Source organism: Acinetobacter sp. NIPH 2699 (genome assembly GCF_022549355.1).
GTDB lineage: Bacteria > Pseudomonadota > Gammaproteobacteria > Pseudomonadales > Moraxellaceae > Acinetobacter.
Genome location: NZ_JAKZGL010000002.1, coordinates 257777 through 284446, shown reverse-complemented (window position 1 = coordinate 284446; position 26670 = coordinate 257777). Strand labels below are relative to the sequence as shown.

The following is a 26670-nucleotide window of genomic DNA, read 5'->3' as shown; positions in this document are numbered from 1 at the left end:
CTTATCTTTCGAGATAAGGCTTCTTCCATGGATCAGTTGAAATCACTGACGCTGTTTGCGTTTACGATATTCTACTGGGGTTTCATTGGTCCAACGTTTAAATGCACGATAGAAAGTACTTGGTTCAGAGAACCCCGTTAAATACACAATACGCTCGACACTTTCAGTAGTATTTGCGAGTAGTTTCTTGGCTAGACGACAACGATAATCTGAAAGAATTTGCTGAAAACTGGTATTTGCTTCACTGAGCTGTGTTCTTAAACGACGCGGTGTAATATTGAGTTGTGCAGCAACAGTTTCCAAGGTGGTCTCACCACTTTCCAAGGTCGAACCAATCGCACGACGAACCTCACCAACCAAATCATAGCGTGCAAGTTCTTGTAATTTTTCAATTGCAAGCTGTTCATGCAGTTGCAGCAACTCTGGCTCAGCTTGCCATAATGGATAATCCAGAACCGATGCATCGAAATAAATGCGGGTCTCTCTTTGACCTAAGCTAACTGGACAGTCATACACTCTAAAATATTCATCATCCTCAGCCCCCTCATTGAAGTTAAAATCAATATAAATCGGCTGAAATTGACCTTCAGTAATAAACTTAAAGAAACGTAAAATACCGGACATCGCACATTCAGAAAAATGACGATTCACGAATTGGTCAGGCCATAGTTGTTCACCATTACTTAAATAACAGCGACCATCTTCAACAATAAGTTTCGCATCAAAAGCATCACTAATCAGACGTTGATACGCCAAGGCACGCTTTAAGCCTTCACCAAAGGTTTCACTACTGATAAATAAATGCTCAATCACTTGACCACGATAGAGTGGTAAATATTCCCCTAAATGCAGCCCAATATCTTGATCATTACTCACATCCCGTGCAGCAATCCAAAAAGCATGCTGTGCACTTAACGGCGTTCTTGCATTGGTATCAACTTGATTGAGTGCAACCCCTGCCTTTGTTAAAATCTCTTCGGTTGGTAATCCTGCTTTACGAATTGCCTGATAACCAAAGCGCAATACAACCGATGCATCTGTTAGCTGACCCACGCAGTGCCCTTCCCTGTTGATACGTTATTGTGACAATGAACAATAATTTTAGATTAACGTTGATTGACCAAACTGACAACACTATTCTGCTTCTTTTGTAAAAAAAATTATAAATTGTCTGACAGTTCTTTTGATTAATAACTGACAGCCTTGCTTAGCTTATATCTTGTAAATTTTAAATAAATTGACTATAATTTGCGCCTTTCCAATTTGATCTCAGGTAGGCTATGGCCAATAAAGAGGAACTCATTGAGTTCGAAGGCGTTGTCACCGAAACGCTTCCTAATACGATGTTCCGTGTACGTTTAGAAAACGGTCACGAAGTTATTGCTCACATTTCTGGTAAAATGCGTAAACACTATATCCGTATTTTGACAGGTGACAGTGTAAAAGTTGAAATGACACCTTATGATTTGACAAAGGGTCGTATCACTTATCGTGCGCGCTAAGAATTAGTGAATGCAAAAAAGCCACATCTCGTGGCTTTTTTTATAAGATATATGTACCTATATCTAATCCCCTGACATTCACTAAATACTTAAGTCATCAGCGGTGATACGCGAGTATTGCCCTCACATAGTCTTGTCTCAAAAACGGATAGATTTATATATTTCTCTCATGTTCATCAATCAAATATATAATAATTATTGATTCCAAATATACGGAAATAGCCACAATGCATTATAAAATTTTTATTACGCTTTTCGCATTATTATTACAAGGCTGTGCAACACCTGGGTGGCAATCGATTCAACTGCAAGATTACCTACAGCCTTATATTGGGCAGTCAGCTAATGACATTCAGCACAAGCTCGACTTGAAGGACTTAGGCTTTCAAACCCTAAAAAAACCTCAAAAAACGGATCATTCTTTGATTTTCACAGTACTCCGCCCCATCAATATTCCAGTGCCAATGCCACAATCATTTGGTGAATCGGGTTCAGGTATGGGAAGTTCTGCACGTATAGGTATGGCCCAGACAGGTCAACAATCCTACGATGTTAATTTTTATTGTCATATTATTTTTGAGTTAGATCAGCAACAGATCGCGCGCTCAATTCGCTATGAAGGCAAAGCTTGCTAAAGCTATATACCAAATAAAAAAACGCAGCCTTTGCTGCGTTTTTTTCAATATAGAGATCTAGCTTAGCGCTGTAACAACCGCGTCACCCATCGCATCTGTACCCACTTTACGCATCCCTTCAGACATAATATCTGCGGTACGTAAACCTTGATCTAATACTTGGCCTACAGCATCTTCAATCGCTTTAGCAGCAGCCTCTTCACGGAAGGTATAGCGCAACATCATCGCAACAGAAAGCACCGTGGCAAGTGGATTTGCGACGTTTTGACCAGCAATATCTGGCGCAGAACCATGACATGGTTCGTACATGCCTTTGCCATTTTCATCTAATGAAGCAGAAGGCAACATACCAATTGAACCAGTGAGCATTGCCGCTTCGTCCGACAAAATATCACCGAATAAGTTACCTGTCACAATGACATCAAACTGTTTCGGTGCACGAACCAATTGCATCGCAGCGTTATCGACATACATATGCGACAACTGAATATTTGAATATTGCGCTTGCTGTAGATCCGTAACGGTTTGCTTCCACAACTCTGTTACTTCAAGTACATTGGCTTTATCGACTGAACACACTTTGCCACCACGTAATCCAGCCAGCTCAAACGCAACCTTAGCAATACGTTTAATTTCGCTTTCTGAATAAACGTCAGTGTTATAGCCTTGTTTTTCACCATTTTCCAGCTCACGAATACCACGAGGCTGACCAAAATAAATACCGCCTGTGAGTTCGCGGACAATCAAAATATCTAAACCTGCAACAATTTCAGGCTTTAAACTAGAAGCATCTGCCAATTGTGGATACAAAATCGCTGGACGTAGATTTGCGAATAAATTCAATTCACTACGGATTTTGAGTAAACCACGTTCTGGACGAATCGAACGCTCAATGCTATCCCATTTTGGACCACCAACGGCACCCAATAAAATCGCATCTGCTTTTTTTGCTTGTTCACTGGTGATTGCTGGATAGGGTTCGCCATGTGCATCAATTGCAGAACCACCGAGCAAACCATGCTCCCATGTCAAATCTAGATTAAATTGATCATTGACCTTGGTTAAAACTTTTTCAGCAGCAGCCACAATTTCAGGGCCAATACCATCACCCGCTAAAATTAAAATATGTTTAGACATCTATTTTTCCACTTTGATAGAAGCAGTTTATACTGCAAGCCGATTAAATCTTTTTCTCAATAAACTCGCCTAAGCCTTTTCGTACATCATAAGACCGGCAAAAACGGCGAATGGTGCGTTGCTCTTGCAGTAAATCAACACATAACGGCTCAGGTGCAGATACATTCAACAAACTCCCTGAACCTTTTGGCCTATTTCTATACATTTTAAAGGTATAGTTTAAATAAGGTTTGAATTCATGAATGACATGGAAAATCTCTGCACGATCTAAGGAGATCGGGTAAAAGCGAATCACAATTTCATATTGTTTAGCAGGAACACTCAAATAAACTTGTTGCTTTCGACTAAAAACCGAACCTTGAAGTCTCACAATACCTCGTTCCATCGCTTCTCTACTAATGCGATGCGAGGTTGCATTAATTACCTCAATATCATCGATTCGCGCAAATTCACAATTTTCCACGCCTGAACAATATAGCGTTGCGTTATTGGCTTTCTGCTCTAAAATGTTTTGAGCAATACGAACCTGATCAACCACATGACGTGTATTTTGACAGGCAGTTAAAGTCGTACCAACACATAAACACAGCAAAATATTGCGTGCTAATAAGCTTCTCATTGTTCAGGCCCAGTCCTCATGTTATATCAGCATGCAAGCAAAAATAATCTCTGTTCGCATGTTAGCAAGAGTTGTATCGCTACGCCATGACTATGTTCAAATTGTATTCAAACAACTAAGCTTTGATTTCATCAAACACCCAAGGACGCACTTGTTTGGCTTTTGCCTCAAAAGCACGAATCTCATCTGCAACTTGTAAGGTTAGACCAATGTCATCTAAACCATTAAGCAAACAATGTTTACGAAATGGGTCAATCTCAAAATTAAAGGACTCGCCTGTTGGTGTCCGCACTTGTTGGGCTTCCAAATCAATAGTCAATTGATAACCTTCTTCAGCACACTCTTTAAATAACTGATCGACGATTTCTTCAGACAAGATCACCGGCAACATGCCATTTTTAAAACAGTTATTAAAGAAAATATCTGCAAAGCTTGGCGCAATCACCGTACGGAAACCATATTCATTTAACGCCCATGGTGCATGCTCACGACTCGAGCCACAGCCAAAATTGGTACGTGCCAACAAAATCGTCGAACCTTGATAGCGAGGCTGGTTTAAAACAAAGTCAGGATTTTGAGGGCGCTTGCTAATATCTTGACCTAAATAACCTTCATCTAAATAACGTAATTCATCAAATAAATTATCACCGAATCCAGTACGTTTAATCGATTTCAAAAATTGCTTTGGAATGATCAAATCGGTATCTACATTGGCACGATCTAAAGGTGCAACAATACCTTGTTCTACAGTGTATTTTTCCATGATTTTGCTCCCTTAGAATGAACGAACATCAACGAAATGACCTGCAATCGCAGCCGCAGCCGCCATCGCTGGGCTGACTAAATGGGTACGCCCACCATTGCCCTGACGACCTTCAAAGTTACGATTCGAGGTAGATGCACAATGTTCACCCGGTTGTAACTTGTCAGCATTCATCGCCAAACACATTGAGCATCCCGGTTCACGCCATTCAAAACCAGCTGCCAAGAAAATTTGATCTAAACCTTCTTTTTCAGCTTGTTGTTTCACTAACCCTGAACCCGGAACAATCATCGCCTGTTTGATGCTTGAAGCAACCTTACGACCTTTCACGACTTCTGCAGCGGCACGAATATCTTCAATACGAGAGTTGGTACATGAACCAATAAAAACGCGGTCTAATTGAATATCCGCCAATGCCTGACCTGCATTCAACCCCATATATTGATAAGCACGGGACCAGTCATTACGTTGCACATCATCTTTGGCTTGTTCTAAAGTTGGCACTGCTTGCGTGACTGGAATGACCATTTCTGGAGAAGTTCCCCAAGATACTTGTGGTTCAATCTCTGCACCATTCAAGACCACGACAGCATCAAATGCCGCATCTTCATCAGAGTGTAATGTATTCCAATACGCAACTGCTTGATCCCACTGTTCACCTTTAGGTGCATAGTTACGGTCTTTCACGTAGGCAATGGTTTTGTCATCAACAGCAACCATACCAACACGAGCACCTGCTTCGATCGCCATATTGCACACGGTCATACGACCTTCAATCGACATATCACGGAACACTTGTCCGCCAAATTCAATCGCGTAGCCTGTACCACCCGCTGTGCCAATTTTACCGATGATCGCCAATACCACATCTTTCGATGTCACGCCCTTGCCTAATACACCATCCACACGCACTAACATGTTCTTCGATTTTTTCTGTACTAAACACTGTGTTGCTAATACATGTTCAACTTCTGATGTGCCAATTCCATGCGCCAAGCACCCAAAGGCACCATGTGTGGCGGTATGTGAGTCACCACAAACCACAGTCATCCCAGGCAAAGTCAAACCCTGCTCTGGTCCAACCACATGTGCAATCCCTTGACGGATATCATTAATTCCGAATTCAACAATATTAAAGGTTTTACAGTTATCATCTAAAGTTTGCACTTGGATACGAGAGGTTTCATCTTCAATCCCTGCAATCCCTTGTTCACGCTCTTTTTTAGACGTTGGAACGTTATGGTCAGGTGTTGCGACATTGGCACTTAAACGCCATGGTTGACGGCCTGCAAGCTGTAAACCTTCAAAAGCTTGGGGGCTGGTCACTTCATGCAATAAATGACGATCGATATAAATTAAGCACGATCCATCATCACGTTGGGTAACTAAATGGTCATCCCATAATTTGTCATACAATGTTTTGCCTGCCATGTCGTCGCTCTCCATCGTGCTTGTCATAGGACTGGGTAATTTTAATCTTAGACTGATTATAACCATCGTTTCACATAAATCTAATTTATCATTTTTATAAATTAACAAACTTTTTGGAATGATAAATTCCAGCTTTAAAACCTTAGCCTTCATATCTGATTAAAAATATTTTAAATCAATCGACTATCTTTTGTTGAGCTTTAAACATTGTTTGCAAATTACACTTTTATACATGAATGAGGCGATTTATAAATCCAATCGTCATTAATCAAAAATTCTTTTTTACTTTACAACTGATAATGATTATTATTTATATAAATCGAAATTCATCATTAGGTATCAACATGGCAAATATCCAGCAGTTCGTGATTAAAAATCAACGGACCTTAAAAAAAACCTTAAGTTATTACTTCATGCATATCACAGTAGCGATGCTTGTTGCTTATATGGTGACGGGAAATCTCATCATGGCTGTCACCTTAAGCTTGCTTGAACCGACCGTACAAGCTTTTGCATACTTCTTTCATGAAAAAATTTGGAATAAAACAGAACAAAAAGCTTAACTTTTAATTATACCTATATCGGTTAAGCTATGTTTGCTCACCTCTTTTCTCTAAAATAAAATGCGATGTAGATTGGGTTATAGCATCACCACACATATATAAATCTAAATGATTTTCGAGTCTAAATTATGAATCTTGCCGCTTTTGAAGCCTTCGTGAAAGTAATGGAAACGGGTTCAATTTCTATCGCAGCAGAACAACTGTTTATTACTCAACCTGCCGTGACCAAACGAATTCATAGTTTAGAAGATTATTTTGATGTCAAACTGTTCGAATCTGCGGGTCGAGGTATTCAGCCAACGCATGCCGCACATTCGCTATTACCCCAAGTAAGAAATTGGCTCAATGCGCTTGGGGTCATTCACCATACCTTGAGTCATGAACAAACACAGGTGCAAGGTCGTTTAAAAATCGGAACCAGTCATCACATTGGATTACATCATCTGGCAGAACCACTCAAAAACTTTGTACAACATTTTCCACAAGTCACCTTAGATGTCCATTTTGTCGACTCTGAACAAGCGCATGAGCATGTTCTCGCTGGAGAGTTAGAGCTTGCATTCTTGACCTTGCCACCCGTGGGAGATGATCGCCTTCGCTATGTGACGATTTGGAATGATCCTTTGGTTTTTGTTGCATCACCCTTTCATCCACTCGTGCAACAAACACAACTAAAGTTAGAAGATTTAATTGCCTATCCAAGCCTACTTCCAGCAGCACATACCTATACCAGTCAAATCACACTTGCTGAATTTGAGAAAAAGGGCTTAAAACCCAAGGTTAGCATGAGCAATAACCCATTAGAATCGATCAGAATGCTGGTATCTATTGGCTTAGGCTGGTCTGTATTACCAAAGACATTGCTCAATCAAGACTTAAAACAGTTAGATTTGAATCTAGATATGAATCGACAATTAGGTATGGTATGGCACCCTGCCCGCATTCAATCTAAGGCTGCGGAAGAGTTGATTCAGATGATGCAACTTGGTCAAAGTTAATCCTCTAGCGACGACTGCAACATTGATTTTTCTTTTTATAATTTCATCTTAAAAGACGAAAAAACGTCAGTCACATAATAAAAAATCTCATGATAAAAGCCTTCCTGTCATTCAGGAAAGGCTCTTTGATCATGATTACTTCACTGAATCTTCATGCAAAGATTCATTTAATTGGTCAACAACAATCGCCCATTCACCATCGGACTTTATTTTTTCTGCTAAAAATTGTCGCTGACCATCCGTCCAATAACTCGCATCAACAATACTAATATCAGCATCAAGTTGGTGACTATCAATAAATTGTGCAATTGCCGTTTCGCTTGAATCCAAGCCAAGTTGTTCAAATAAATTGGTCATTCTTGGTCTAACATTATTCATGACTTATTTTTCCTATTCTTTCATCTTATTGAAAGATCAACATAGCATGTTTGTCGAAAAATTAAAGTCATCAGAAGCAACTCAAATCGACCAATCTTGGATTTCCCACGCTAGTTGTTGTGCAAGCACTTCCAAGCGATTATCAGGGTTCACCGCAATCGCATGCGTTGCGTATTCCAATAAGAAACGGTCATTAATCGAATCGGAATAAGCCCAAGATTCATTGACCTCACGGCCTGCTAACCATTGATCCAAACGCACCAGCTTGCCTTTTTGATAGCATGGTACCCCTGTCACCTTACCCGTATATTTGCCATCAATCACTTCAGCATTGGTGGCAATAATTTCGGTAATGCCAAATTCACGGAAGATCGGCGCAGTAATAAAATCACTGGTTGCGGTAATCCCAACAATCGTGTGACCTAAATCCTGATGTCGCTTAATCGCATCAAAACCTTGAGGACGCATTTGTGGACGAATCACCTTTTGCATAAACAACTGGTGTAACTCTGTTAAATAGTCATTGTCGTGTTGAGTTAAAAATTCAAACACAAATTCATTATAGGCAATTGGGTCAAGTTGCCCTGCTTTATAGTCTGCGTAAAACTTGTCATTCATTTGACGATGATGAACTGGATCGACCAAAGCTTCATTGACCAAAAATTCACCCCAAGAATGGTCAGAATCGGTATTTAACAGGGTGTGATCTAAATCAAACAAAGCCAATTTCATATAAATGCTCATTTAAATGCAAATTAAAGAAAAAAAACGTAAATCTATTTCCGTAAGTCACTAAAAATTCGTTAAGATCATAGCAATTTTAAACATTTTACTTTGATCTTTTTCGTGTTGGACGTGCAAGCGTGACTGTCCCCGATATCAAAGTCAACGATATAGACAAAATTTAGGTAGCCAAATGATCGACTCAGAAGGTTTCCGACCCAACGTCGGGATCATTTTGGCAAACGATGACGGACACGTCTTATGGGCAAAACGCATTGGTCACAATGCTTGGCAATTTCCACAAGGAGGTATCCAGTTTGGAGAAACCCCTGAGCAGGCACTTTATCGTGAACTGAGAGAGGAAGTCGGTTTATTGCCCGAACACGTCCAAATTATAGCGCAAACTAAAGGTTGGCTGCGTTATCGTTTGCCACATCGGTACATTCGGTCAGATTCAGATCCGGTATGTATTGGACAAAAGCAAAAGTGGTTTTTACTGAAGTTAACGGCCTCGCCTCATCATATTCAGTTAAACCTATCAGACCCACCCGAGTTCGATGAATGGCAATGGGTGAGTTACTGGTATCCATTAGGTCAAGTGGTCAACTTCAAGCGTGATGTTTACCGTAAAGCCATGATGGAGTTGTGCATACAATTACCTCAGCGTTAATTGTTATGAAATCATCATTTTAAGCAATGATTTTTGGCAATAAGGCTGTTATATATAGGCATATAACGATTTATAAATTGGAGTAAACATCCATGTCAAACATGCAACTCGACACACTCAGACGCATTGTGCAAGAAATTAATGCGTCCGTCAGTTTGCATGATTCTTTGGACATAATGGTCAATCATGTGGCTGAAGCGATGCATGTGGATGTATGCTCTATTTATCTCTTAGATGAGCGGAATCGTCGCTATGTACTGATGGCCTCAAAAGGTCTAAATCCTGAATCCGTTGGACACGTTTCTTTAAGTGTAGGTACAGGACTCGTCGGTTTAGTGGGCCAACGTGAAGAAATTGTCAACTTAGACAATGCGCCAAAACACGAACGTTTTGCCTATTTGCCTGAAACAGGTGAAGAACTATTTAACTCATTCCTTGGCGTGCCTGTCATGTATCGCCGTAAGGTCATGGGTGTTTTAGTGGTTCAAAATAAAGAATCACAAGACTTTAGTGAAGCGGCTGAATCATTTCTAGTGACGCTATGTGCACAACTGTCTGGTGTTATCGCGCATGCGCATGCCGTAGGTAACATTGACGTTTTCCGCAAACCCAACAGCAGCTCTACGTATAAGACCTTTCAAGGCGTGTCTGGCGCTGGTGGTATCGCCTTAGGCCGTGCGATTGTACTTTACCCCCCTGCTGATTTAGCCGTGATTCCTGATCGTGAAGCAGAAGATATTAGCGATGAGTTAGAGTTACTCGATCAGGCGATTGCCGCAGTCCGTGTCGAAATTCAGTCCTTAGATGAGAAAATGAAAGACTCTCTGATGTCGGAAGAACGTGCTTTATTTAGCGTGTTCTTACGGATGTTGGATGAAAATGCATTACCGAGTGAAATTAAAGACCATATTCGCTCAGGAAGCTGGGCACAAGGTGCTGTCCGTAAAGTCATTGATAAACATGTGGCACTTTTTGCACAAATGGAAGATGACTATCTACGAGAGCGGGTTTCCGACCTTAAAGACTTAGGTCGTCGAATTTTAGCTTGCTTACAAGAAAATGATACCAGTCACCGTGAGCTTAGCCCCGATAGTATCCTCATCGGTGAAGAAATTAGTACCGCTGCGCTGGTTGAACTTCCTGTTGATAATATTGCAGCGATTGTAACCTCTGAAGGTGCTGCCAATTCACATATGGTGATTGTTGCTCGTGCGCTTGGTATTCCAACTGTCGTTGGTGTAACAGAATTGCCAATCACTACGCTTGATGACATTGAGATGATTGTCGATGCTTATCAAGGGCGTATCTTTGTTAACCCACCACGTCGCTTACGTCAACGCTATAAAGAAGTTCAGAAAGAAGAAGAACAAATTGCTAAAGACTTAAAGCAATATGAGACCAAAGATGCGATTACGCCTGATGGTGTTGCGATCCCGTTATTCGTCAATACGGGCTTAATGATTGATGTGGTGCGTGGTGTGCAACGCGGTGCCAAAGGTGTGGGATTATACCGTAGTGAAATTCCATTTATGCTCCGTGAACGCTTCCCCGGTGAAGAAGAACAACGTGCGATTTACCGTCAACAACTCAGTCATTTTGCCAATAAACCTGTGATTATGCGAACACTGGATATTGGTGCGGATAAAGATCTACCCTATTTCAGTATCGAAGAAGAAAATTCAGCTTTGGGATGGCGTGGATTACGCTTTACGCTGGATCATCCTGAGATTTTTTCTGCGCAAATCCGTGCGATGCTAAAAGCCAGTATTGGTTTAAACAATCTTCATATCTTACTGCCCATGGTGACCAGTGTCAGTGAAGTTGAAGAAGTGCTGTATTTATTTGAACGAGATTGGATTGCGGTTCAAGAAGAAGAACAAGTCAAAATTACCAAGCCCAAACTTGGGATTATGGTTGAAGTACCAAGCGTGCTGTTTCAAATTGATGAGTTTTCAGAGCTGGTTGATTTCTTTTCTGTTGGTTCAAATGATTTAACGCAATATTTACTGGCTGTCGATCGGAATAATCCGCATGTTGCCAATGTCTATTCACATCTTCACCCTTCAGTTTTACGAGCACTACGACAACTGGTACAAGACTGCCATAAATATCAAAAACCGATTAGTATTTGTGGTGAGATGGCAGGAGATCCATTGTCTGCAATTCTCTTGATGGCGATGGGCTTCGATACGCTGTCGATGAGCTCAAGTAATATTTTAAGGGTCCGTAAGGCGATTTGTCATATTCCAATGAGTGATGCAAAACGGTTATTAGACGAAGTCCTGCGTATGAATAATCCACTGCTGATTAAGAGCTGGCTAGAGCATTATTTTAGAACACATGGTTTAGCGGATATGGTCAAATCAAATCGCTTAGTGAACGCCTAGATCTGTTTAATCAGTATCAAATAAAAAAGGATGATCCTCTTATGAGCGTCACCCTTTGTTGTGATATCTGTTTATCTTATTGTCGTAAATAAATCTGTTGCTTGCCACTTCCCAAAGTGACACGCGGGAATTTACGGTCATAGTCAATCACAATTGCATCTTTGCCTGTTAAATGCTGAGTATTCGACTGCCATGTCACATAATAAGTGATGTTAGCATCATCTCGTACCTGAGGTTGAATGCTTTTTTTATGGTCAGCCGCTACTGTAAAATTGACTGTAAACGGTATCTGAGAAACCTGAACTTGCTTTTGTTGGATCAAAGTCGCTGGTACATCGGCCATGCTTGTTTCCACAGCATACAAACTGACTACCCCCTGCTGTGGTGCTACGCTATAAGTTGTATTTCCAACAAACTCGACCGTTACGGAGTTTGAGTGATTGGTTTTCATATCACCCGTATGAGGAACTGAGCTACAACCAGCCAGCAAAGTCAGTGATACCCCAAAGCTATATGTTAGTTTTCTCATTTTTTTAATCTCTAGTAAAACTAAACTCAAAAATAGCATAAAACAAAATCAATGCATTTTTACTTACATATTTCTAGCATTTAACCGTAGAAATCCCATAACGATTGAAGCTGCACAATCAGCTTATTTACACAACATCAACATGCATCTGCGATAGGCCATTTAAATACATTCACTTTTCCTACATGCAAGCAACTTCCCATTTTGATCGCTGGCATCCAAGAAAAATGCAAAATAAACATCTATTTTTCAAATATTTTTTAAACTTCTTAACAATTTATATATCAACAACAGCCAAGTTAGAGTTTAAGATTTAAACAGCTTCAATCGAATAAAGCATTTAAGACATCAACTTTAATCCATTGGAAAAAAGAGTTTTATCCACCTAAAGTAAAAATACAAAGGCTGAATCCAATCATTGTAAATATTTAGGCATCTATCACGATACCCAATTGGCCAATGATGAGGTTGTAACGGTCCTACTTTCATAACGGAATAGTCAGGCTGATTTCATGCAGATCATCCTGACGGAGAAGAAACATGAGCCAAGATGACAAAAAATGTCCTTATAGCCAACTGACAACAGACTTTGGTGCGCCCGTCGTTGACAACCAAAATAGTTTAACTGCCGGTGCACGAGGACCACTCCTTGCCCAAGACTTATGGCTAAATGAAAAGCTTGCCAATTTTGTTCGTGAAGTGATTCCTGAGCGTCGTATGCATGCCAAAGGTTCAGGTGCATTTGGTACATTTACGGTCACTCACGATATTACTCAATACACTCGCGCTAAAATTTTTAGTGAGATTGGCAAAAAAACTGAAATGTTCGCCCGTTTTACCACTGTTGCTGGTGAGCGCGGTGCGGCCGATGCTGAACGTGATATTCGAGGCTTTGCCCTCAAGTTTTATACCGAAGAAGGTAACTGGGATATGGTCGGGAATAACACGCCAGTGTTCTTCTTACGTGACCCACGAAAATTCCCTGATTTAAACAAAGCAGTTAAACGTGATCCTAAGACCAACCTGCGTAGTGCCACCAACAACTGGGATTTTTGGACATTACTGCCAGAAGCCTTACACCAAGTGACCATTGTCATGTCAGATCGAGGCATTCCTGCCAGCTATCGTCATATGCATGGTTTCAGTAGTCATACTTATAGTTTTATTAATGCAGCGAATGAGCGCTACTGGGTGAAATTCCACTTTAGAACCCAACAAGGGATTAAAAACCTCACTGATGCAGAAGCAGGTGAATTGGTGGGTGAAGATCGTGAAAGCCATCAACGTGATTTATTCGATGCCATAGAACGTGGCGACTATCCGAAATGGACTTTATGTGTACAAATCATGCCTGAGCAAGATGCAGAAAAAGTACCGTACCATCCATTTGACTTAACCAAAGTTTGGCCTCACGGCGACTATCCATTGATTGAAGTCGGTGAGTTTGAACTAAATCGTAATTCTGAAAACTTTTTCTTGGATGTTGAACAGTCGGCTTTTGCACCAAGCAATCTCGTCCCCGGCATTAGTGTTTCACCAGACAAAATGTTACAAGCACGCTTGTTTAACTATGCCGATGCGCAACGCTATCGTTTAGGGGTGAACTACCAACAAATCCCAGTCAATGCAGCACGCTGCCCTGTTCACAGTAATCACCGTGATGGTCAAGGTCGTACTGATGCCAATTATGGAGGCTTGCCACACTATGAACCTAACAGTTTTGGTCAATGGCAAGAGCAGCCACAGTTCAAAGAACCACCATTAAAAATCAATGGTGATGCTGATTTCTGGAATTATCGTGAAGATGATAATGACTACTTCAGTCAACCTCGTGCACTGTTTGAACTTATGGCACCAGAACAACAACAAGCATTATTTGACAATACGGCAGGTGCAATGGGCGATGCACTAGACTTCATCAAATATCGCCATATTCGTAACTGTTATGCGTGTCACCCTGCATATGGTGAAGGTGTTGCGCAAGCATTAGGCTTAACAGTTGCAGATGCTCAAGCTGCACGTGCAACTGATCCAGCGCGTCATTTACCAAGCTTTCTGTAAGCTTTGAAATGCTAAAATAAAAGCCATCTTCGGGTGGCTTTTTTAATGCAGTTAGGTAACAATTTATTCAATATTCAATTAGAAAAATAACCATGCCAAAATCATTAAAGCAGCTGATTCAAACCAATAACATCATCTTGTTTGATGCAGAGTGTGTGCTGTGCTCAGCATGGGCTGATTTTATGATCAAGCATGATGTTGAGTATCTGTTCAAACTGGTCTCTGTCCAATCCAATATCGGACAGCAACTCCTCGCCTATTGCCATCTTCCTACTGATCATTTTGAAACGATGGTATTACTGGAAAATGGTCAATGCTATACCGAATCGACCGCCTTTCTTCGCATCATTCAACGTCTAGACTCCCCTTATGCCAGTTTAAAATATACGAGTGTTATCCCTAAAGTAATACGTGATTTTGCTTATCGTCGTATTGCGCTCAATCGTTATCGCCTATTTGGTAAAACCGAACAATGCTATCGAGTGGCACCTGAAACTCAGCAGCATTTTCTATTGGATGAAGTCTTAACATGAATAGCCAGAACCAGACTATTCAACAAATCTTAAGATTTTGTCAATTGATTATTGCAAGCCTTTGGATTTATCAGGGGCTGATTCCCAAGTTAATTTTTCAGGTACAAGATGAGCAATATGTTTGGCAGCAACTCAATGTGCCTATGCCTTATATTGCATGGATGATTTCACTGTCGGGCATTGCCGAGATCATTTTTGGTAGTCTGTTTTTATTTTTAACTCACAAGTATTTGCATTGGCTCAGCATTATCAGTCTGATTGGCTTATTTATTTTCGTTTTGTTCATTTATCCTGAAAAAATCTACCAGGCTTTCAATCCCGTTGTCATGAATATTGCACTTGCGAGCCTTTCAGTGATTGCATTATGGTGTATAAGTTCACTACACAATGCCAAAAATACCTTTCAGCAATAAAAAGCATACAATCTACAAGCCCATATGCAAAATCGGGAAAGGTTTTCCCATACCATCCAAAGCTGAACGAGATTCCACTTTAAAGCCCAAATGCTGATAAAAGCCAACAGCCTGTGGATTCTGCTCATTCACATCCACTTGTGTCGCACCGAGTTGCTCCACGGCATAAACTAATAATTGTTTGCCAATTCCCTGCCCTCTTGCTGCATTTTGAATAAACAACATCTCAACTTTATGATCTGCAACTCCAACAAAGCCAAGAATTGTACCTGTATCATCTTTCACACATTTTAGCGTAACGGCAGGAAAAGCCTGTTCCATGATAATCGGTTTAAAGAATTCAATATCTTCCTCAGTAATAAAATCATGTGTGGCTCTAACTGAATCCTCCCAAACAATAAGCAGCTCTGCATAATTTTCAGGATGCACATCATCTAACATCATCGTTTTTCTCTCATTTTCAATGACAAATCAACATTTGGCTTAACCATTATGCTCGAATAAAATGTCCTTCACGAATGCAATAAAAAGGGCTAATCAATTTTGAAGATGATTTCATCGCATGCATCAGTTCATGTTCAGGTGTATCACGGTCTTCATCCGTCAACTGAAAAGTTCGATAATGAATAGCCAAAGAGCGGTGAGCATGGAGGTCTAAATGTGCATGAAATGCATCTTGTGGATTCATATGCACATAACGCATTAATTGACGCGGTTCATACGCACCAATCGGCAGTAATGCAATTCTTGCATCACCATATCGTTCATGAATTTGTTTGAAATGTTCCGCGTAGCCCGAATCACCAGCAAAGAAGCAATGCCCCGTTTTAGCTAAAAGAGAAAAACCGCCCCACAATGCCCTATTTTGATCTCGGACTCCACGGCCAGAAGCATGCTGTGCTGGGGTGTAAGCGATGGTCAGCTCATCATGAAACGGTATCTCCTGCCACCAATCCATCTCAATAACATGAAAATGTTGCGGCATGTAAAAACCATTACCTAAACCCGTATAAATTGGCATTTCAAACTTCTGATGTAACCACTCCAAAGTCGCCAAATCCATATGGTCATAGTGATTATGACTTAACAAGACGCCATGAATATTTGGCAAATGTTCTAAAGCGATGCCTGCGGAACAAACACGTTGAGGTCCTCGCCCTTGCCGTGGACTGGCATATTCACACCAAACAGGATCAGTCAAAAAATTATAAGGACCGATTTGAATCAAAACAGTGGCATGACCAATAAACCACATTTGCCAATCATTGAGATCTGCATGCGGACGGTTTTGTGGCAATTCCAACATTTGATTGCGCAAATTCAACTCATGCGCAGGATCGACACGCCAAGTAAAAGACTTACGTGTCGCAAGCCATTTAAATAAACCTTTACGACCTAAAGATGTTAAGGGTCTTTCCAAATTATAAAAACGATCAATACCACAATGCTCAGAGGCCTCATGTGGAAATGGAGGTTTCTCCCAAGTGTGGCTCAAGCAAGATTGTGTCGGCAATTGATAGGTTAATGTCGGCTTATCTTTCATGTACGTCTTCTTTGGTGGAATCCAATCGCATCAGGTGTCAGCGAGTATGTATTAAATGATAAGGCGTCTTTCAATCTATTTTTTTCAAATCAATAAATTGTATGACTTTTTAGTCGATTTAATTGCATCCAAATGACCGACTTCAATCCTCACATAAGGTTCTTAGTTATGCTGACTTTCTTGATTCGAGTCAATATAATTTTATTGCTTATCCTTATTGTTTACTTAATTTATGTAAGCTGAGGTAATCCCCTATTTTTTCCAATATGCAAAATTGATAAAAAAAACAGCCGAATAATACGGCTGTTTTTTGCTTTATTTTATTGCTTATACATTACTAAAGAATGCAGCGAACTGTTGATAACTTGGTCGTTGACTGACATTTTCTAAATAACGTTCTATTGCAGAATGAGGCTCTATCTCATTCATTTTTAACTGCCAAAATAACATTGCTGCCACCAACACATCCGCAGCAGTGAATTGCTCTCCACACAAATAGGGAGCTGCTTCACTTAACCCAACCACAAAGGCATTATAAGCATCATCATAATCGCCATAGCCGACAGAAGACTTTTGTTCAGGATTAACTCCTACACCTAGCATACGGTCGGTTGCTGCTGCTTCCCAAGGTCCAGAAATAAAGAATAACCATCTGTAATAAATACCACGTTGAGGATCATCCAATGCAGGCGCTAAACCTTGTTCTACACATTTATCGGCTAAATAGGCACAAATTGCGCCCAACTCATAAATCACGATACCATCATCAACTAAAACAGGCACTTTGCCAAAAGGATTGATTTTTAAATATTCAGGTGTTTTCATTTCCGTATCAAATGCAACTTCAATGCGTTCACATTCAATACCAAGCTCGATCAGTAACCAATCGACAACCACACCGCGTGAAAAAGAATTTGTATATAATTTTAGAGCCATTTTGATATTTCCTTGTTTGTTGGTCTCATTTCAATTTAATTGTTTTGATTGTCAGTTTTTGTCAGTAGTCGAACGACAAACTTCTTGTACCCACCATTGTTGAAACAGTTGTTGTTTAAAATGTGGATATAATTCCTGACTTAAACTCAGTTGTTGTATCCGATCAATTCTGAAATGTCGAAATCCATTACGCAGTTCACACCATGCCGCTAAAACGATACGATCATTAAAATAGCCCAATGCAAACGGCCACAACACTCTTGAACTGACTCGCTGCTGCTCATCGGCATAATCGACCAAAATTTTAACTTGTTGACGAATCGCGACTCGGACTTGCTCCACCAATTGCTCATCAACAGGCAACCATGTTTGGATTGATCTGAGGGTTGTTTGTTGCAATAAATGCTGACAATGCTCTGGTAATACGGCATTTAATTTCGCTAGCACAGAGGTCGATGCCGATTTTAAAGCTTGATCTGGAATGTCACTTAACCAATTTAAAGCTAAGAAAATGGCTTCGATTTCTGTTTCATTTAAGGTCATCGGTGGGAGTAAGAAATTTTCTTTAAGTTGGAAACCCAAACCAGCAGCCGCATCAATATTGACACCTTGTTCTCGCAAACTCTCAATATCGCGATAAACACTACGTTGACTGATCCTTAAACGTTCAGCCAACACCTTTGCAGTCACTGGATAGCGATATTCTCTTAAAAGTTGTAAAAGATTGAGTAAACGAATTGAACGACTCATGGTTTTCCTATTTTTATTATGAATGATGAGGAAATGCGTCCCTCATCATTCTCATATTCTTTCAAAAATTTTAATTATTCAACTTCAGTTAAAGCGGATGATTGTAATACGCCGTGTAAAAAGCCATGTAAATCCTGCACGCTATCTACAATGGTGAGCGGCTGATATTGTTGCAAAGTTTCGATGCTATGCACACCATAACTGACACCGATACGGTGCATATTCAGATTTTGTGCCATTTCAAGATCATAACTGGTATCACCCACCATAATCGCACGCGCTGCATCAACCTCCATTTCCGAAAGAATTTCTTGCAGCATCAATGGATCTGGTTTGGACTTGGTTTCACTGGCAGCACGCGTAATATCAAAAATATCATGGCTATTGGTTTGATTCAGTACGCGATCCAAACCTTTACGACTTTTCCCTGTGGCAACCGCAAGTTTAAGCCCTTGTTGTTTTAAATCAGCCAATAATTCAGCAACCCCACTAAACCAAGCATCACCTTTAGAGTTCGCAACATAATGATCTGCATAGCATTGCAAAATATCTTGTTGTAAATGTGGCACTTGAGGAAATAAGGTTTGCATCACTTCGGGCAAGCCTAAACCAATAATACTTTTTGCAGCTTCATCGGTTAACGGTTGCTGGAATTGTTGTGCGGCATATTGCAGGCTTGCCACAATCTGCCCCACTGAATCGAATAAAGTACCATCCCAATCAAAAATCACCAGCTCAATGCGTTGGCTCATTGCTATTTTATCAATTTGGCTCAAGGCTTTTTTCTCAACTCGTTTATGACCTGTTGCATATCTTCAGGCATCGGTGCTTCAATCACTGGATAGTTGGGTATTTCCAAACGCATCGCATGCAAACACAAGCGTCTGGCTTCTGGACCCGCATAAGACGTGTTGTGTCCATATTTATCATCGCCAATCAGTGGATGACCAATACTTAAACCATGTACACGAATTTGATGGGTACGACCAGATAAAGGTGAAGCATTGATCAAAGTTGCTGTTTTAAAGCGCTCTACCACCTTCCATTCGGTTTTACTTGGCTTACCTTCTTTGGTGACTCGAACACGACGTTCACCATTAGAAAGCTCATACCGAAGCAAAGGTGCATCAATCATTTGTTGATCTAAACTGACTTGCCCTTTGACTATCGCGGTATAGGTTTTCTGTATTTTATGTTCGCGTAGTAAATCCTGTAGTAGTTTTAAGGTACTGCGCTTTTTACTGATCATCACCAAACCAGAGGTATCACGGTCAATACGATGAATCAACTCTAAATATTTTTTTCCTGTCGCCGCACGTAAAGCCTCAATCAAGCCATACGCAACGCCACTGCCGCCATGTACTGCGATACCAGATGGCTTATTCACGACTAACAGGCCTTCATCTTCATACACGACACGGCTGAGCAGACTTTGCGCCACACCATCGCTCACAGGCACATCGCTTTCATCTTTTTGTTCATAGCGAATTGGCGCAACACGAATTTGATCTCCAATCGCCAAACGTGTCTCCGCTTTCACACGTTTTTTGTTGATACGAACTTGTCCTTCGCGAATTAAACGATAAATTCGACTTTTTGGCACACCTTTTAATCGGGTAAATAAAAAGTTATCAATTCGCTGCTCTAATTGATGCTCATCCACTTCAAACCAAGTGACAGTTTGCCATTGCTGTGTAGAATTCATACGCTCGATTAATCCAAGATTTGCTAAATACGATTAAAAAATGATCACTTAGCTCAGTTATTTCACAAGAAACCTAAACTTAGCCCATAGGCAGATGCTGCAAGGTTTGGTATATTCATCACACGGATACCCTCGTAAGTGAGCATCAAATCAAAAATTTTATTCAGTTAAAATTTCAAATAGATGAGAAACTCACCAATAGCTCGAATAGGTCCTAAAGAATTATGCCGACGCCGAAGGCTTATTATATCGGCAAAATGACAAACTGTTGCGTTTAATTGTGCATCTGCACATACAGTTTGTTCATAAAAAATATGTCGCCAACAAATTTGTTGGTTATTAAACGTAAACTGATCCACATCAGACAATTTGCTCCCTGATGTCGCATTCAGGCTAAAGCGTTGATGCATTGGAACTGCCAAGCACAGATACGATGATCATTCCGTATCGAGACTTCCAGATGGATCGACTTCAATGCTTAAGACAATGAAAGTCACCATCCAATGCACCGCTCACCCGCCAGTGAAGCGTACAGGACACTTTGATTACATCGGGTCTAGTGGTATTTCACAGATGCATGACATGGATGAAATACCAACAGTCCCAAGATTGAAGCAGGATTGCTTACATCGAAAGAATCGTATCAAAGCCCCAAACTGGATATTACAGTCAGTGGTTTCAGAGCATCATATATAACGTTGCTTCTGAGTCTTGATCGCGCCAACTTGATGTTTGTTCAAAAGTATTGAGCTCGTTGTTTGTGTGCATCACTATTAGGTGTCACACCCATGAAACGTATGTTGATTAATGCAACCCACGCCGAAGAAGTTCGCGTTGCACTTATCACTGATAATCGTCTTTACGATTTCGATTTAGAAAATCGTACTCGTGAACAGAAAAAATCAAATATCTATAAAGGTCATGTCACTCGTGTTGAACCGTCTTTAGAAGCGGTTTTCGTCGAGTACGGCGCACAACGCCAAGGCTTTTTATCAATGCGAGAAATTGCAAACTCGTATTTCAAAGCTGACCCTCGCCAAACCTCAAATATCCGTGAGCTCATCACCGAAGGCACTGAGTTACTGGTACAAGTTGAAAAAGAAGAACGTGGCAACAAAGGTGCTGCACTTTCAACCTTCATCTCACTTGCGGGTCGTTATTTAGTTTTAATGCCAAACAACCCGAAAGGTGGTGGTATTAGCCGTCAAATTTCAGGTTCAGTTCGTGAAGAACTCAAAGAAATTTTAGGATCGTTAAATCTTCCTCGTGGTATGAGTGTGATTGTGCGTACTGCGGGCATCGGACGTACTCAAGAAGAACTACAACTCGACTTGCAACATTTGCTTGATCTTTGGGCTCAAATTCAAAGCACCTCAAGCACTGGCCCATCACCAATGTTGGTTCATCAAGAAGCTGGTGTGGTCACACGTGCGATCCGTGACTACTTACGTGATGATGTTTCAGAAATCTTAATTGATAGCGAACAAGCCTATAACGAAGCCTATAACTTCGTAAAAGCAGTAATGCCACGTCAACTCGACAAGTTAAAAACCTATACATTAAATGAGCCTTTATTCGCTCACTTTGGTATCGAAAGTCAAATCCAAACGGCTTATGAACGTGAAGTAAAACTTCCTTCTGGCGGTTCAATTGTGATTGACCAAACTGAAGCACTGGTTTCAATTGATATCAACTCTGCAAAATCAACACGCGGACATGATGTTGAAGAAACAGCGCTCAATACCAACTTAGAAGCTGCGGAAGAAATCGCGCGTCAATTGCGTTTACGTGATATTGGTGGATTAGTTGTGATCGACTTTATCGACATGACCAAAGACCGCAACCAACGTATGGTTGAAGCGAAACTCCGTGAAGCAACCCAAAGCGACCGTGCACGTATTCAATTCGGTCAGTTATCACGTTTCGGTTTGATGGAAATGAGCCGTCAACGTTTACGCCCATCGCTAGAAGAAGCAACAGGTTATGTCTGCCCACGCTGTCACGGCACAGGTATGGTTCGTGACTTACGTTCTCTTTCACTTTCGATCATGCGTAAAGTTGAAGAAATTGCATTACGTGAACGTCAAGGTGAAGTGCAAGTTGAAGTCCCTGTGGAAATCGCAGCATTCCTATTGAATGAAAAGCGTCACAGCCTTGTTTATCTTGAACAAACCTCAAATGTGCGGGTCACGATCCTTCCTCATCCACACTTAGAAACACCACATTATCAAATCCAGTTCAATCCAGAAGGTTTCGCACCTTCAAGCTACGAACGTACCGAAGCAACTCGCTCAAGTGAAAAAGAACTGGGTTATGAGTCTTCTGAATGGCATATCGAGGATGCTGAACAGCAACATGCTGCACCTGTCAGAAATCAGACAACTGCACCACAGAAAAAAGCCAACCAAACCCAAGCCGCTCAACCATCACCAACGCAAGCGAAGCCACAAGCATCAGCAAGTCCATGTGCATGGTTAGAAAACCTATTTGTTCAAAAACAAGCGCAAACCACTGATCAATCTCGTACTGCACAAAATGCAGCAGCAAGCATTGAACAAATGGTGAACAATGGTGCGGTCAGTCGTGGTCAATTTGGTCAAGTCGCGACACCTCCCCCAGTTGCATCAAAGGCAATAACAGCACCTGCAAGCAACAATGTTTATATGTCACAGCACCCTGTGAAACAAGAAACACGTGAACCTTTTGAGAAAGACGAAAAATCACATCGTCCAAATCAGTCACAAAATCAGAAAAAGCGTAAACACAAAGAGCAGCGTGAACAACACGTGCATGTACATGCACATGAAGCACAGACTCCTGCTCCTGTACATGAAGAAGTGGTGCAATTATCTCGTCAAGAGCAGCGCCACGAACAACGTGAGATGAAGCGTCAGCAAAAACGCCAGCAACCACAAGAGCCTCAAAACCAACAACAGCAGAATGATGCTGCTCATGGAAATGATGCTGCACCGTTGCCACGTCGTGATCGTAATCAACAACGACCAAATCGACCAACCCGTCACCGTGATCAAAGCGTTTTAAATGAAGCGCCTGCTGCTCCAGCAGAGAATCCACAACAAGTTAAAGTGGATGTGATTGATACACCACGCACTGAACCAATGAACACAGCATTGATTGTGAACATTGATCAAGGTCAAAGTGAAATTGTTGCATTGAATCCACAACAGGCATCAACGCCAACGGCTAAAGCAGAAAAGGCAAAACCTGTTGTAGAAAAAGTTGAAACGCCAGCGCCAGCAGAACAACCTACTGCTGAAAAGGCCCCTGTCGAAGAAACTGCTCAAGCACCAGCAAAACGTGCCAGTAATGACCCACGTTCACGCCACCGTCAGCAGCGCAAAGCTCAAACGAACCAAAAAGCTATGCCAAAAATTGCCCCATCGCAAATTCCAAGCTTGGGACAATACACACTTGGCAGCTTGATTCGTCATGTTTATGGTGAAGACTGCACCATTTTAATTGAGCAATTTGGCTTAATCACCACGTTCAATCGCGCTTTACAAAAGTTCGCTGAACAGTATGCAAGCAGCCTCGTGGTTGAAACAACTGAAACTGAGGAAAAACGCCCAGTCACTCGTGATGTGGAGCTTCCTAGTCAAAAAGCAACTGAAGAAGCTGAACCAGCGCCTGTGTTAGCACTCACGCGTCCTGAAGCATCTTCTGTTCGTGTTGCAAATGACCCACGTGAGCGTCGTCGCTTAGCCAAACTTGCTGCGGAACAAGCCAAAGAGGCACATTTAAGCGCAGCCGCGACTCCAGCTCCAGTAGAAGCAGCAACGCCAGTTCCTGCGGAAAGCACTGAAGTGAAAACAGAAGTGAAAGAAACAGACGTTCCTGTTGTTGTCGTTGAGGAAACCGTTGCGGTAACGCCTGAACAACAACCTCTAGAACTGGCAACCGCTGAAGTCGCTCAAGTTGAAGCTGCTCCTGCTAAAACAGTTGAGAAACCACAGTCTGCTGCAAAATCAAAAGCTGCTGCTGTAGAGCAAACGGTAGAACCCGTTCAAGCGACTGAAAAAAATGAGCCAACTTCAGATACTGAAACACCAGAATCGGAAGAAGAGGCTGCGGCTAGAATCGAGAAAGAAAAATCGAACCGCCCTCGTCGCCCACGTGGACGCCCACCGAAAAAGAGTGTTCCTAGCAGTGAATAATTTGCTAAATCGCACTCAATAAACAAGAGCCTAGTCATTTCGGTGACTAGGCTTTTTTGTTATTTTGTCAAATTAGGTTGATTGCTCTAGGAACTTGCGATTAAAAACTACATCACTAACAATGATGTTAATGGTTGTGTTCTCACAGATAGCCACCTTTGGATTGATCGAAAAATAAATAGGATTGATATGAGCCAAACTACGCAGACCGATATTATTACTCTTGGTGATGTCGCAACTCGACTTCCAAACTTTCTCACCAAAGTACCTCATATTTTGAATGGTCTTAAACAAGCATATTTGCGAACGCCAACTTCTCCAACTGGCTTAGGGGTCGCTTTTGAAAAAGCAGTAAAGCGTAACCCGCAAGGTATCGCGTTATTATTTGAAGATCAAAGCTATAGCTACCAAGCACTCAATGAATGGGCAAACCAAATTGCACATTACTATTTATCGCTTGGTGCAAAAAAAGGTGATGTCATCGCAGTGATGGTAGAAAACCGTCCTGAATTGATTGCCACCATCGTTGCTTTAGCAAAAATTGGGGTGACTATTGCACTGGTTAATACCTCCCAAATTGGTAAAGTGCTGGCGCACAGCATCAATCTAGTGAACCCAATTGCTGTGATTGCAGGCGAGGAAGTTCGTGCTGCGATTGATGAAGCGCGTCAAGACCTCAACGTTGCTCAAGATCGCTTTCATTGGTTTGCAGATCAAGGAACACGTAAAGATGTCGGAACAGCACCACAAGGTTATGTCAATCTTGCTCAAGAAATTGATCAGTTCCCGAAATTCAACCCATCTACCACGCGTACCGTCACAGGTAAAGATGGTTTGTTTTATATCTACACCTCAGGCACAACAGGCTTGCCTAAGGCGGTCATCTTTACCCATAGTCGCTGGTCACTGGCTTACGGTACTTATGGACACATCCTCAATCTAGGTAAAGATGATGTAATGTACGTGACATTGCCGCTTTACCATGCCACAGGTGTAGTGGTGTGTTGGTGTGGTGTCATTGCAGGTGGTGCAACCTTGGCAGTACGTCGTAAATACTCAACCAGCGCATTCTGGAAAGATGTACAAAAATTCAATGCATCAGCCATTGGTTATGTCGGCGAACTATGCCGCTATTTGATGGATGCACCTACGACTGAGCTTGATCGCAACCATCGTGTCACCAAAATGATTGGTAATGGCATGCGTCCAAATATTTGGAGCAAGTTCAAAGATCGCTTCGGTGTAGAAGAAGTTCTCGAACTCTATGCATCAAGTGAAGGTAATGTCGGTTTCAGCAACATTTTTAACTTTGACAATACCGTCGGCTTCTCGCCTACACCTTATGCAATTGTCGAGTTTGACAAAGAAAAGAATGAGCTTGTACGTGACCAAAAAGGTTATTGCAAGAAAGTGAAGACAGGTGACGTTGGTTTGCTGATCGGCAAGATCACCAGCCGCTCTCCATTTGATGGTTATACCGATCCTGAGAAGAACAAATCTGTCATCTTGAAAGATGTATTTGCCAAAGGCGATTCATACTTCAATACTGGCGATTTAGTTCGTGACATTGGTTTCCGTCATGCACAGTTTGTCGACCGCTTAGGTGATACTTTCCGCTGGAAAGGTGAAAATGTGTCTACGACTGAAGTTGAAAACATGGTTTGCGAATATGAAAAAATTGTCGAGGCAGTGGTCTATGGGGTAGAAATCCCAAATACCAATGGTCGCGCAGGTATGGCAGCCATTACGCTCACTGAGGGTGCCGAGTTAAACAATGATGATCTAGCCCAAATGGTTGGTGTATTCAAAAAATGCTTACCAGCATACGCAATCCCAGTGTTCCTACGTGTACAAGCCAAAGTTGAAACAACGGGTACCTTTAAATACCAAAAAAACAAGCTCAAAGATGACGGCTTTAATCCGAATAAAACGGATGAACGTTTATTGGTTTTATTACCAGGTGCAACGAGCTATAGTGATGTAAATACTGAAATCTTTGACAATATTCAAAGTTATCAATATCGTTTCTAGGGTGTTTTTTAGCTAAACAAGAGGAAATCGTGCTTTTTATAAACAATCATGCGGCTGTTTTTAAATTTCCTCTTGTGTTAGCTGAATAAGTTGCTAGAATACGCATCATCAAAACGATACAGTGTTTAGAAGTTTTACTTCTCTCTGAGTCAGTTCGAGTTTGAATGCTAAAGAAAATCATAGATCTT

26 protein-coding genes are annotated in these 26670 nt (G+C 41.3%); 12 read left to right on the top strand and 14 right to left on the bottom strand.

All coding sequences use genetic code 11. The features are described 5' to 3' along the window. Positions 1-42: 42 nt before the first annotated feature. The gene (locus tag MMP72_RS03260) at positions 43-1053 is read right to left on the bottom strand and encodes an AraC family transcriptional regulator (RefSeq protein WP_241314466.1); all 1011 of its coding nucleotides are present in this window, start codon (positions 1051-1053) and stop codon (positions 43-45) included. 227 nt (positions 1054-1280) lie between these two features. Here MMP72_RS03260 and infA point away from each other — a divergent pair, with 227 nt between their 5' ends. Beyond that, positions 1281-1502 carry a translation initiation factor IF-1 gene (gene infA / locus MMP72_RS03255; RefSeq protein ID WP_001284370.1) on the top strand — a complete coding sequence of 74 codons (222 nt, stop codon included), beginning with the start codon at positions 1281-1283 and terminating at the stop codon, positions 1500-1502. Positions 1503-1729: 227 nt separating this feature from the next. Then, positions 1730-2137 carry a hypothetical protein gene (locus MMP72_RS03250; protein WP_241314464.1) on the top strand — a complete coding sequence of 136 codons (408 nt, stop codon included), beginning with the start codon at positions 1730-1732 and terminating at the stop codon, positions 2135-2137. A 57-nt stretch (positions 2138-2194) separates the two neighbouring features. Here MMP72_RS03250 and leuB read toward each other — a convergent pair whose 3' ends face one another. The 4 genes from leuB to leuC form a co-directional block, all read right to left on the bottom strand. Beyond that, on the bottom strand, positions 2195-3274 hold the full coding sequence (leuB, locus tag MMP72_RS03245; protein ID WP_241314462.1) for a 3-isopropylmalate dehydrogenase: 1080 nt from the start codon (positions 3272-3274) through the stop codon (positions 2195-2197). 43 nt (positions 3275-3317) lie between these two features. Continuing rightward, positions 3318-3893 (bottom strand): hypothetical protein, encoded by a 576-nt coding sequence (locus MMP72_RS03240; RefSeq protein ID WP_241314460.1) that lies wholly within the window; start codon positions 3891-3893, stop codon positions 3318-3320. 115 nt (positions 3894-4008) lie between these two features. Beyond that, a complete protein-coding gene (gene leuD, locus MMP72_RS03235) occupies positions 4009-4656 on the bottom strand; it encodes a 3-isopropylmalate dehydratase small subunit (protein ID WP_241314458.1) in 648 nt (215 codons plus the stop codon). A 12-nt stretch (positions 4657-4668) separates the two neighbouring features. Beyond that, a complete protein-coding gene (leuC, locus tag MMP72_RS03230) occupies positions 4669-6087 on the bottom strand; it encodes a 3-isopropylmalate dehydratase large subunit (RefSeq protein WP_241314456.1) in 1419 nt (472 codons plus the stop codon). A gap of 344 nt (positions 6088-6431) precedes the next feature. Between leuC and MMP72_RS03225 the strand changes: the two genes are divergently transcribed. Together MMP72_RS03225 and MMP72_RS03220 are read left to right on the top strand one after the other, a co-directional pair. Beyond that, positions 6432-6650 (top strand): DUF2061 domain-containing protein, encoded by a 219-nt coding sequence (locus tag MMP72_RS03225; RefSeq protein ID WP_241314454.1) that lies wholly within the window; start codon positions 6432-6434, stop codon positions 6648-6650. A 128-nt stretch (positions 6651-6778) separates the two neighbouring features. Then, complete coding sequence (locus tag MMP72_RS03220) at positions 6779-7648, top strand: LysR family transcriptional regulator (RefSeq protein WP_241314452.1); 870 nt, start codon at positions 6779-6781, stop codon at positions 7646-7648. A gap of 135 nt (positions 7649-7783) precedes the next feature. Here the strand turns inward: MMP72_RS03220 and MMP72_RS03215 are convergent, their stop codons facing one another. After that, positions 7784-8026, bottom strand: coding sequence for a DUF2789 domain-containing protein (locus MMP72_RS03215; RefSeq protein ID WP_241314450.1), 243 nt, complete (start codon positions 8024-8026; stop codon positions 7784-7786). Between the two features lie 81 nt (positions 8027-8107). Beyond that, entirely contained in the window at positions 8108-8758 is a 651-nt protein-coding gene (locus tag MMP72_RS03210) for an HAD family hydrolase (protein ID WP_241314448.1), read from the bottom strand. A gap of 184 nt (positions 8759-8942) precedes the next feature. Here MMP72_RS03210 and MMP72_RS03205 point away from each other — a divergent pair, with 184 nt between their 5' ends. Further along, positions 8943-9419, top strand: a complete 477-nt coding sequence (locus MMP72_RS03205) for an RNA pyrophosphohydrolase (protein ID WP_241314446.1) — start codon at positions 8943-8945, stop codon at positions 9417-9419. 92 nt (positions 9420-9511) lie between these two features. Next, positions 9512-11806 carry a phosphoenolpyruvate--protein phosphotransferase gene (gene ptsP / locus MMP72_RS03200; protein ID WP_241314444.1) on the top strand — a complete coding sequence of 765 codons (2295 nt, stop codon included), beginning with the start codon at positions 9512-9514 and terminating at the stop codon, positions 11804-11806. A 76-nt stretch (positions 11807-11882) separates the two neighbouring features. On the opposite strand, the gene MMP72_RS03195 is transcribed toward ptsP, so the two are convergent. Then, positions 11883-12335 carry a hypothetical protein gene (locus MMP72_RS03195; protein ID WP_241314442.1) on the bottom strand — a complete coding sequence of 151 codons (453 nt, stop codon included), beginning with the start codon at positions 12333-12335 and terminating at the stop codon, positions 11883-11885. A gap of 540 nt (positions 12336-12875) precedes the next feature. Here MMP72_RS03195 and MMP72_RS03190 point away from each other — a divergent pair. The 3 genes from MMP72_RS03190 to MMP72_RS03180 all read left to right on the top strand — a co-directional run bounded on the left by MMP72_RS03190 (position 12876) and on the right by MMP72_RS03180 (position 15342). Continuing rightward, a complete protein-coding gene (locus MMP72_RS03190; protein WP_241314440.1) occupies positions 12876-14396 on the top strand; it encodes a catalase in 1521 nt (506 codons plus the stop codon). Positions 14397-14488: 92 nt separating this feature from the next. Then, entirely contained in the window at positions 14489-14929 is a 441-nt protein-coding gene (locus MMP72_RS03185; protein WP_241314438.1) for a DCC1-like thiol-disulfide oxidoreductase family protein, read from the top strand. Next, positions 14926-15342, top strand: a complete 417-nt coding sequence (locus MMP72_RS03180) for a DoxX-like family protein (protein ID WP_241314436.1) — start codon at positions 14926-14928, stop codon at positions 15340-15342. Before MMP72_RS03185 ends, MMP72_RS03180 begins: the two co-directional genes overlap by 4 nt. A gap of 12 nt (positions 15343-15354) precedes the next feature. Here the strand turns inward: MMP72_RS03180 and MMP72_RS03175 are convergent, their stop codons facing one another. From MMP72_RS03175 to MMP72_RS03150, 6 genes are all read right to left on the bottom strand, one after another. Next, a complete protein-coding gene (locus MMP72_RS03175) occupies positions 15355-15786 on the bottom strand; it encodes a GNAT family N-acetyltransferase (protein ID WP_241314434.1) in 432 nt (143 codons plus the stop codon). A gap of 46 nt (positions 15787-15832) precedes the next feature. Beyond that, complete coding sequence (locus tag MMP72_RS03170; RefSeq protein ID WP_241314432.1) at positions 15833-16885, bottom strand: MBL fold metallo-hydrolase; 1053 nt, start codon at positions 16883-16885, stop codon at positions 15833-15835. Positions 16886-17212: 327 nt separating this feature from the next. Further along, on the bottom strand, positions 17213-17821 hold the full coding sequence (locus MMP72_RS03165; RefSeq protein ID WP_241314430.1) for a glutathione S-transferase family protein: 609 nt from the start codon (positions 17819-17821) through the stop codon (positions 17213-17215). 51 nt (positions 17822-17872) lie between these two features. Beyond that, positions 17873-18571 (bottom strand): YafY family protein, encoded by a 699-nt coding sequence (locus MMP72_RS03160; RefSeq protein WP_241314428.1) that lies wholly within the window; start codon positions 18569-18571, stop codon positions 17873-17875. Positions 18572-18645: 74 nt separating this feature from the next. Next, positions 18646-19323, bottom strand: a complete 678-nt coding sequence (locus tag MMP72_RS03155) for an HAD-IA family hydrolase (protein ID WP_241314426.1) — start codon at positions 19321-19323, stop codon at positions 18646-18648. Between the two features lie 20 nt (positions 19324-19343). Then, on the bottom strand, positions 19344-20276 hold the full coding sequence (locus MMP72_RS03150) for an RluA family pseudouridine synthase (RefSeq protein ID WP_241314424.1): 933 nt from the start codon (positions 20274-20276) through the stop codon (positions 19344-19346). Positions 20277-20750: 474 nt separating this feature from the next. Between MMP72_RS03150 and MMP72_RS03145 the strand changes: the two genes are divergently transcribed. The 3 genes from MMP72_RS03145 (at position 20751) to MMP72_RS03135 (ending at position 26482) form a co-directional block, all read left to right on the top strand. After that, on the top strand, positions 20751-20972 hold the full coding sequence (locus MMP72_RS03145) for a hypothetical protein (RefSeq protein WP_241314422.1): 222 nt from the start codon (positions 20751-20753) through the stop codon (positions 20970-20972). 92 nt (positions 20973-21064) lie between these two features. Then, positions 21065-24451, top strand: a complete 3387-nt coding sequence (locus MMP72_RS03140; protein ID WP_241314420.1) for an Rne/Rng family ribonuclease — start codon at positions 21065-21067, stop codon at positions 24449-24451. A gap of 189 nt (positions 24452-24640) precedes the next feature. Then, complete coding sequence (locus MMP72_RS03135) at positions 24641-26482, top strand: long-chain-acyl-CoA synthetase (protein ID WP_241314418.1); 1842 nt, start codon at positions 24641-24643, stop codon at positions 26480-26482. The last annotated feature ends 188 nt before the right edge of the window (positions 26483-26670 follow it).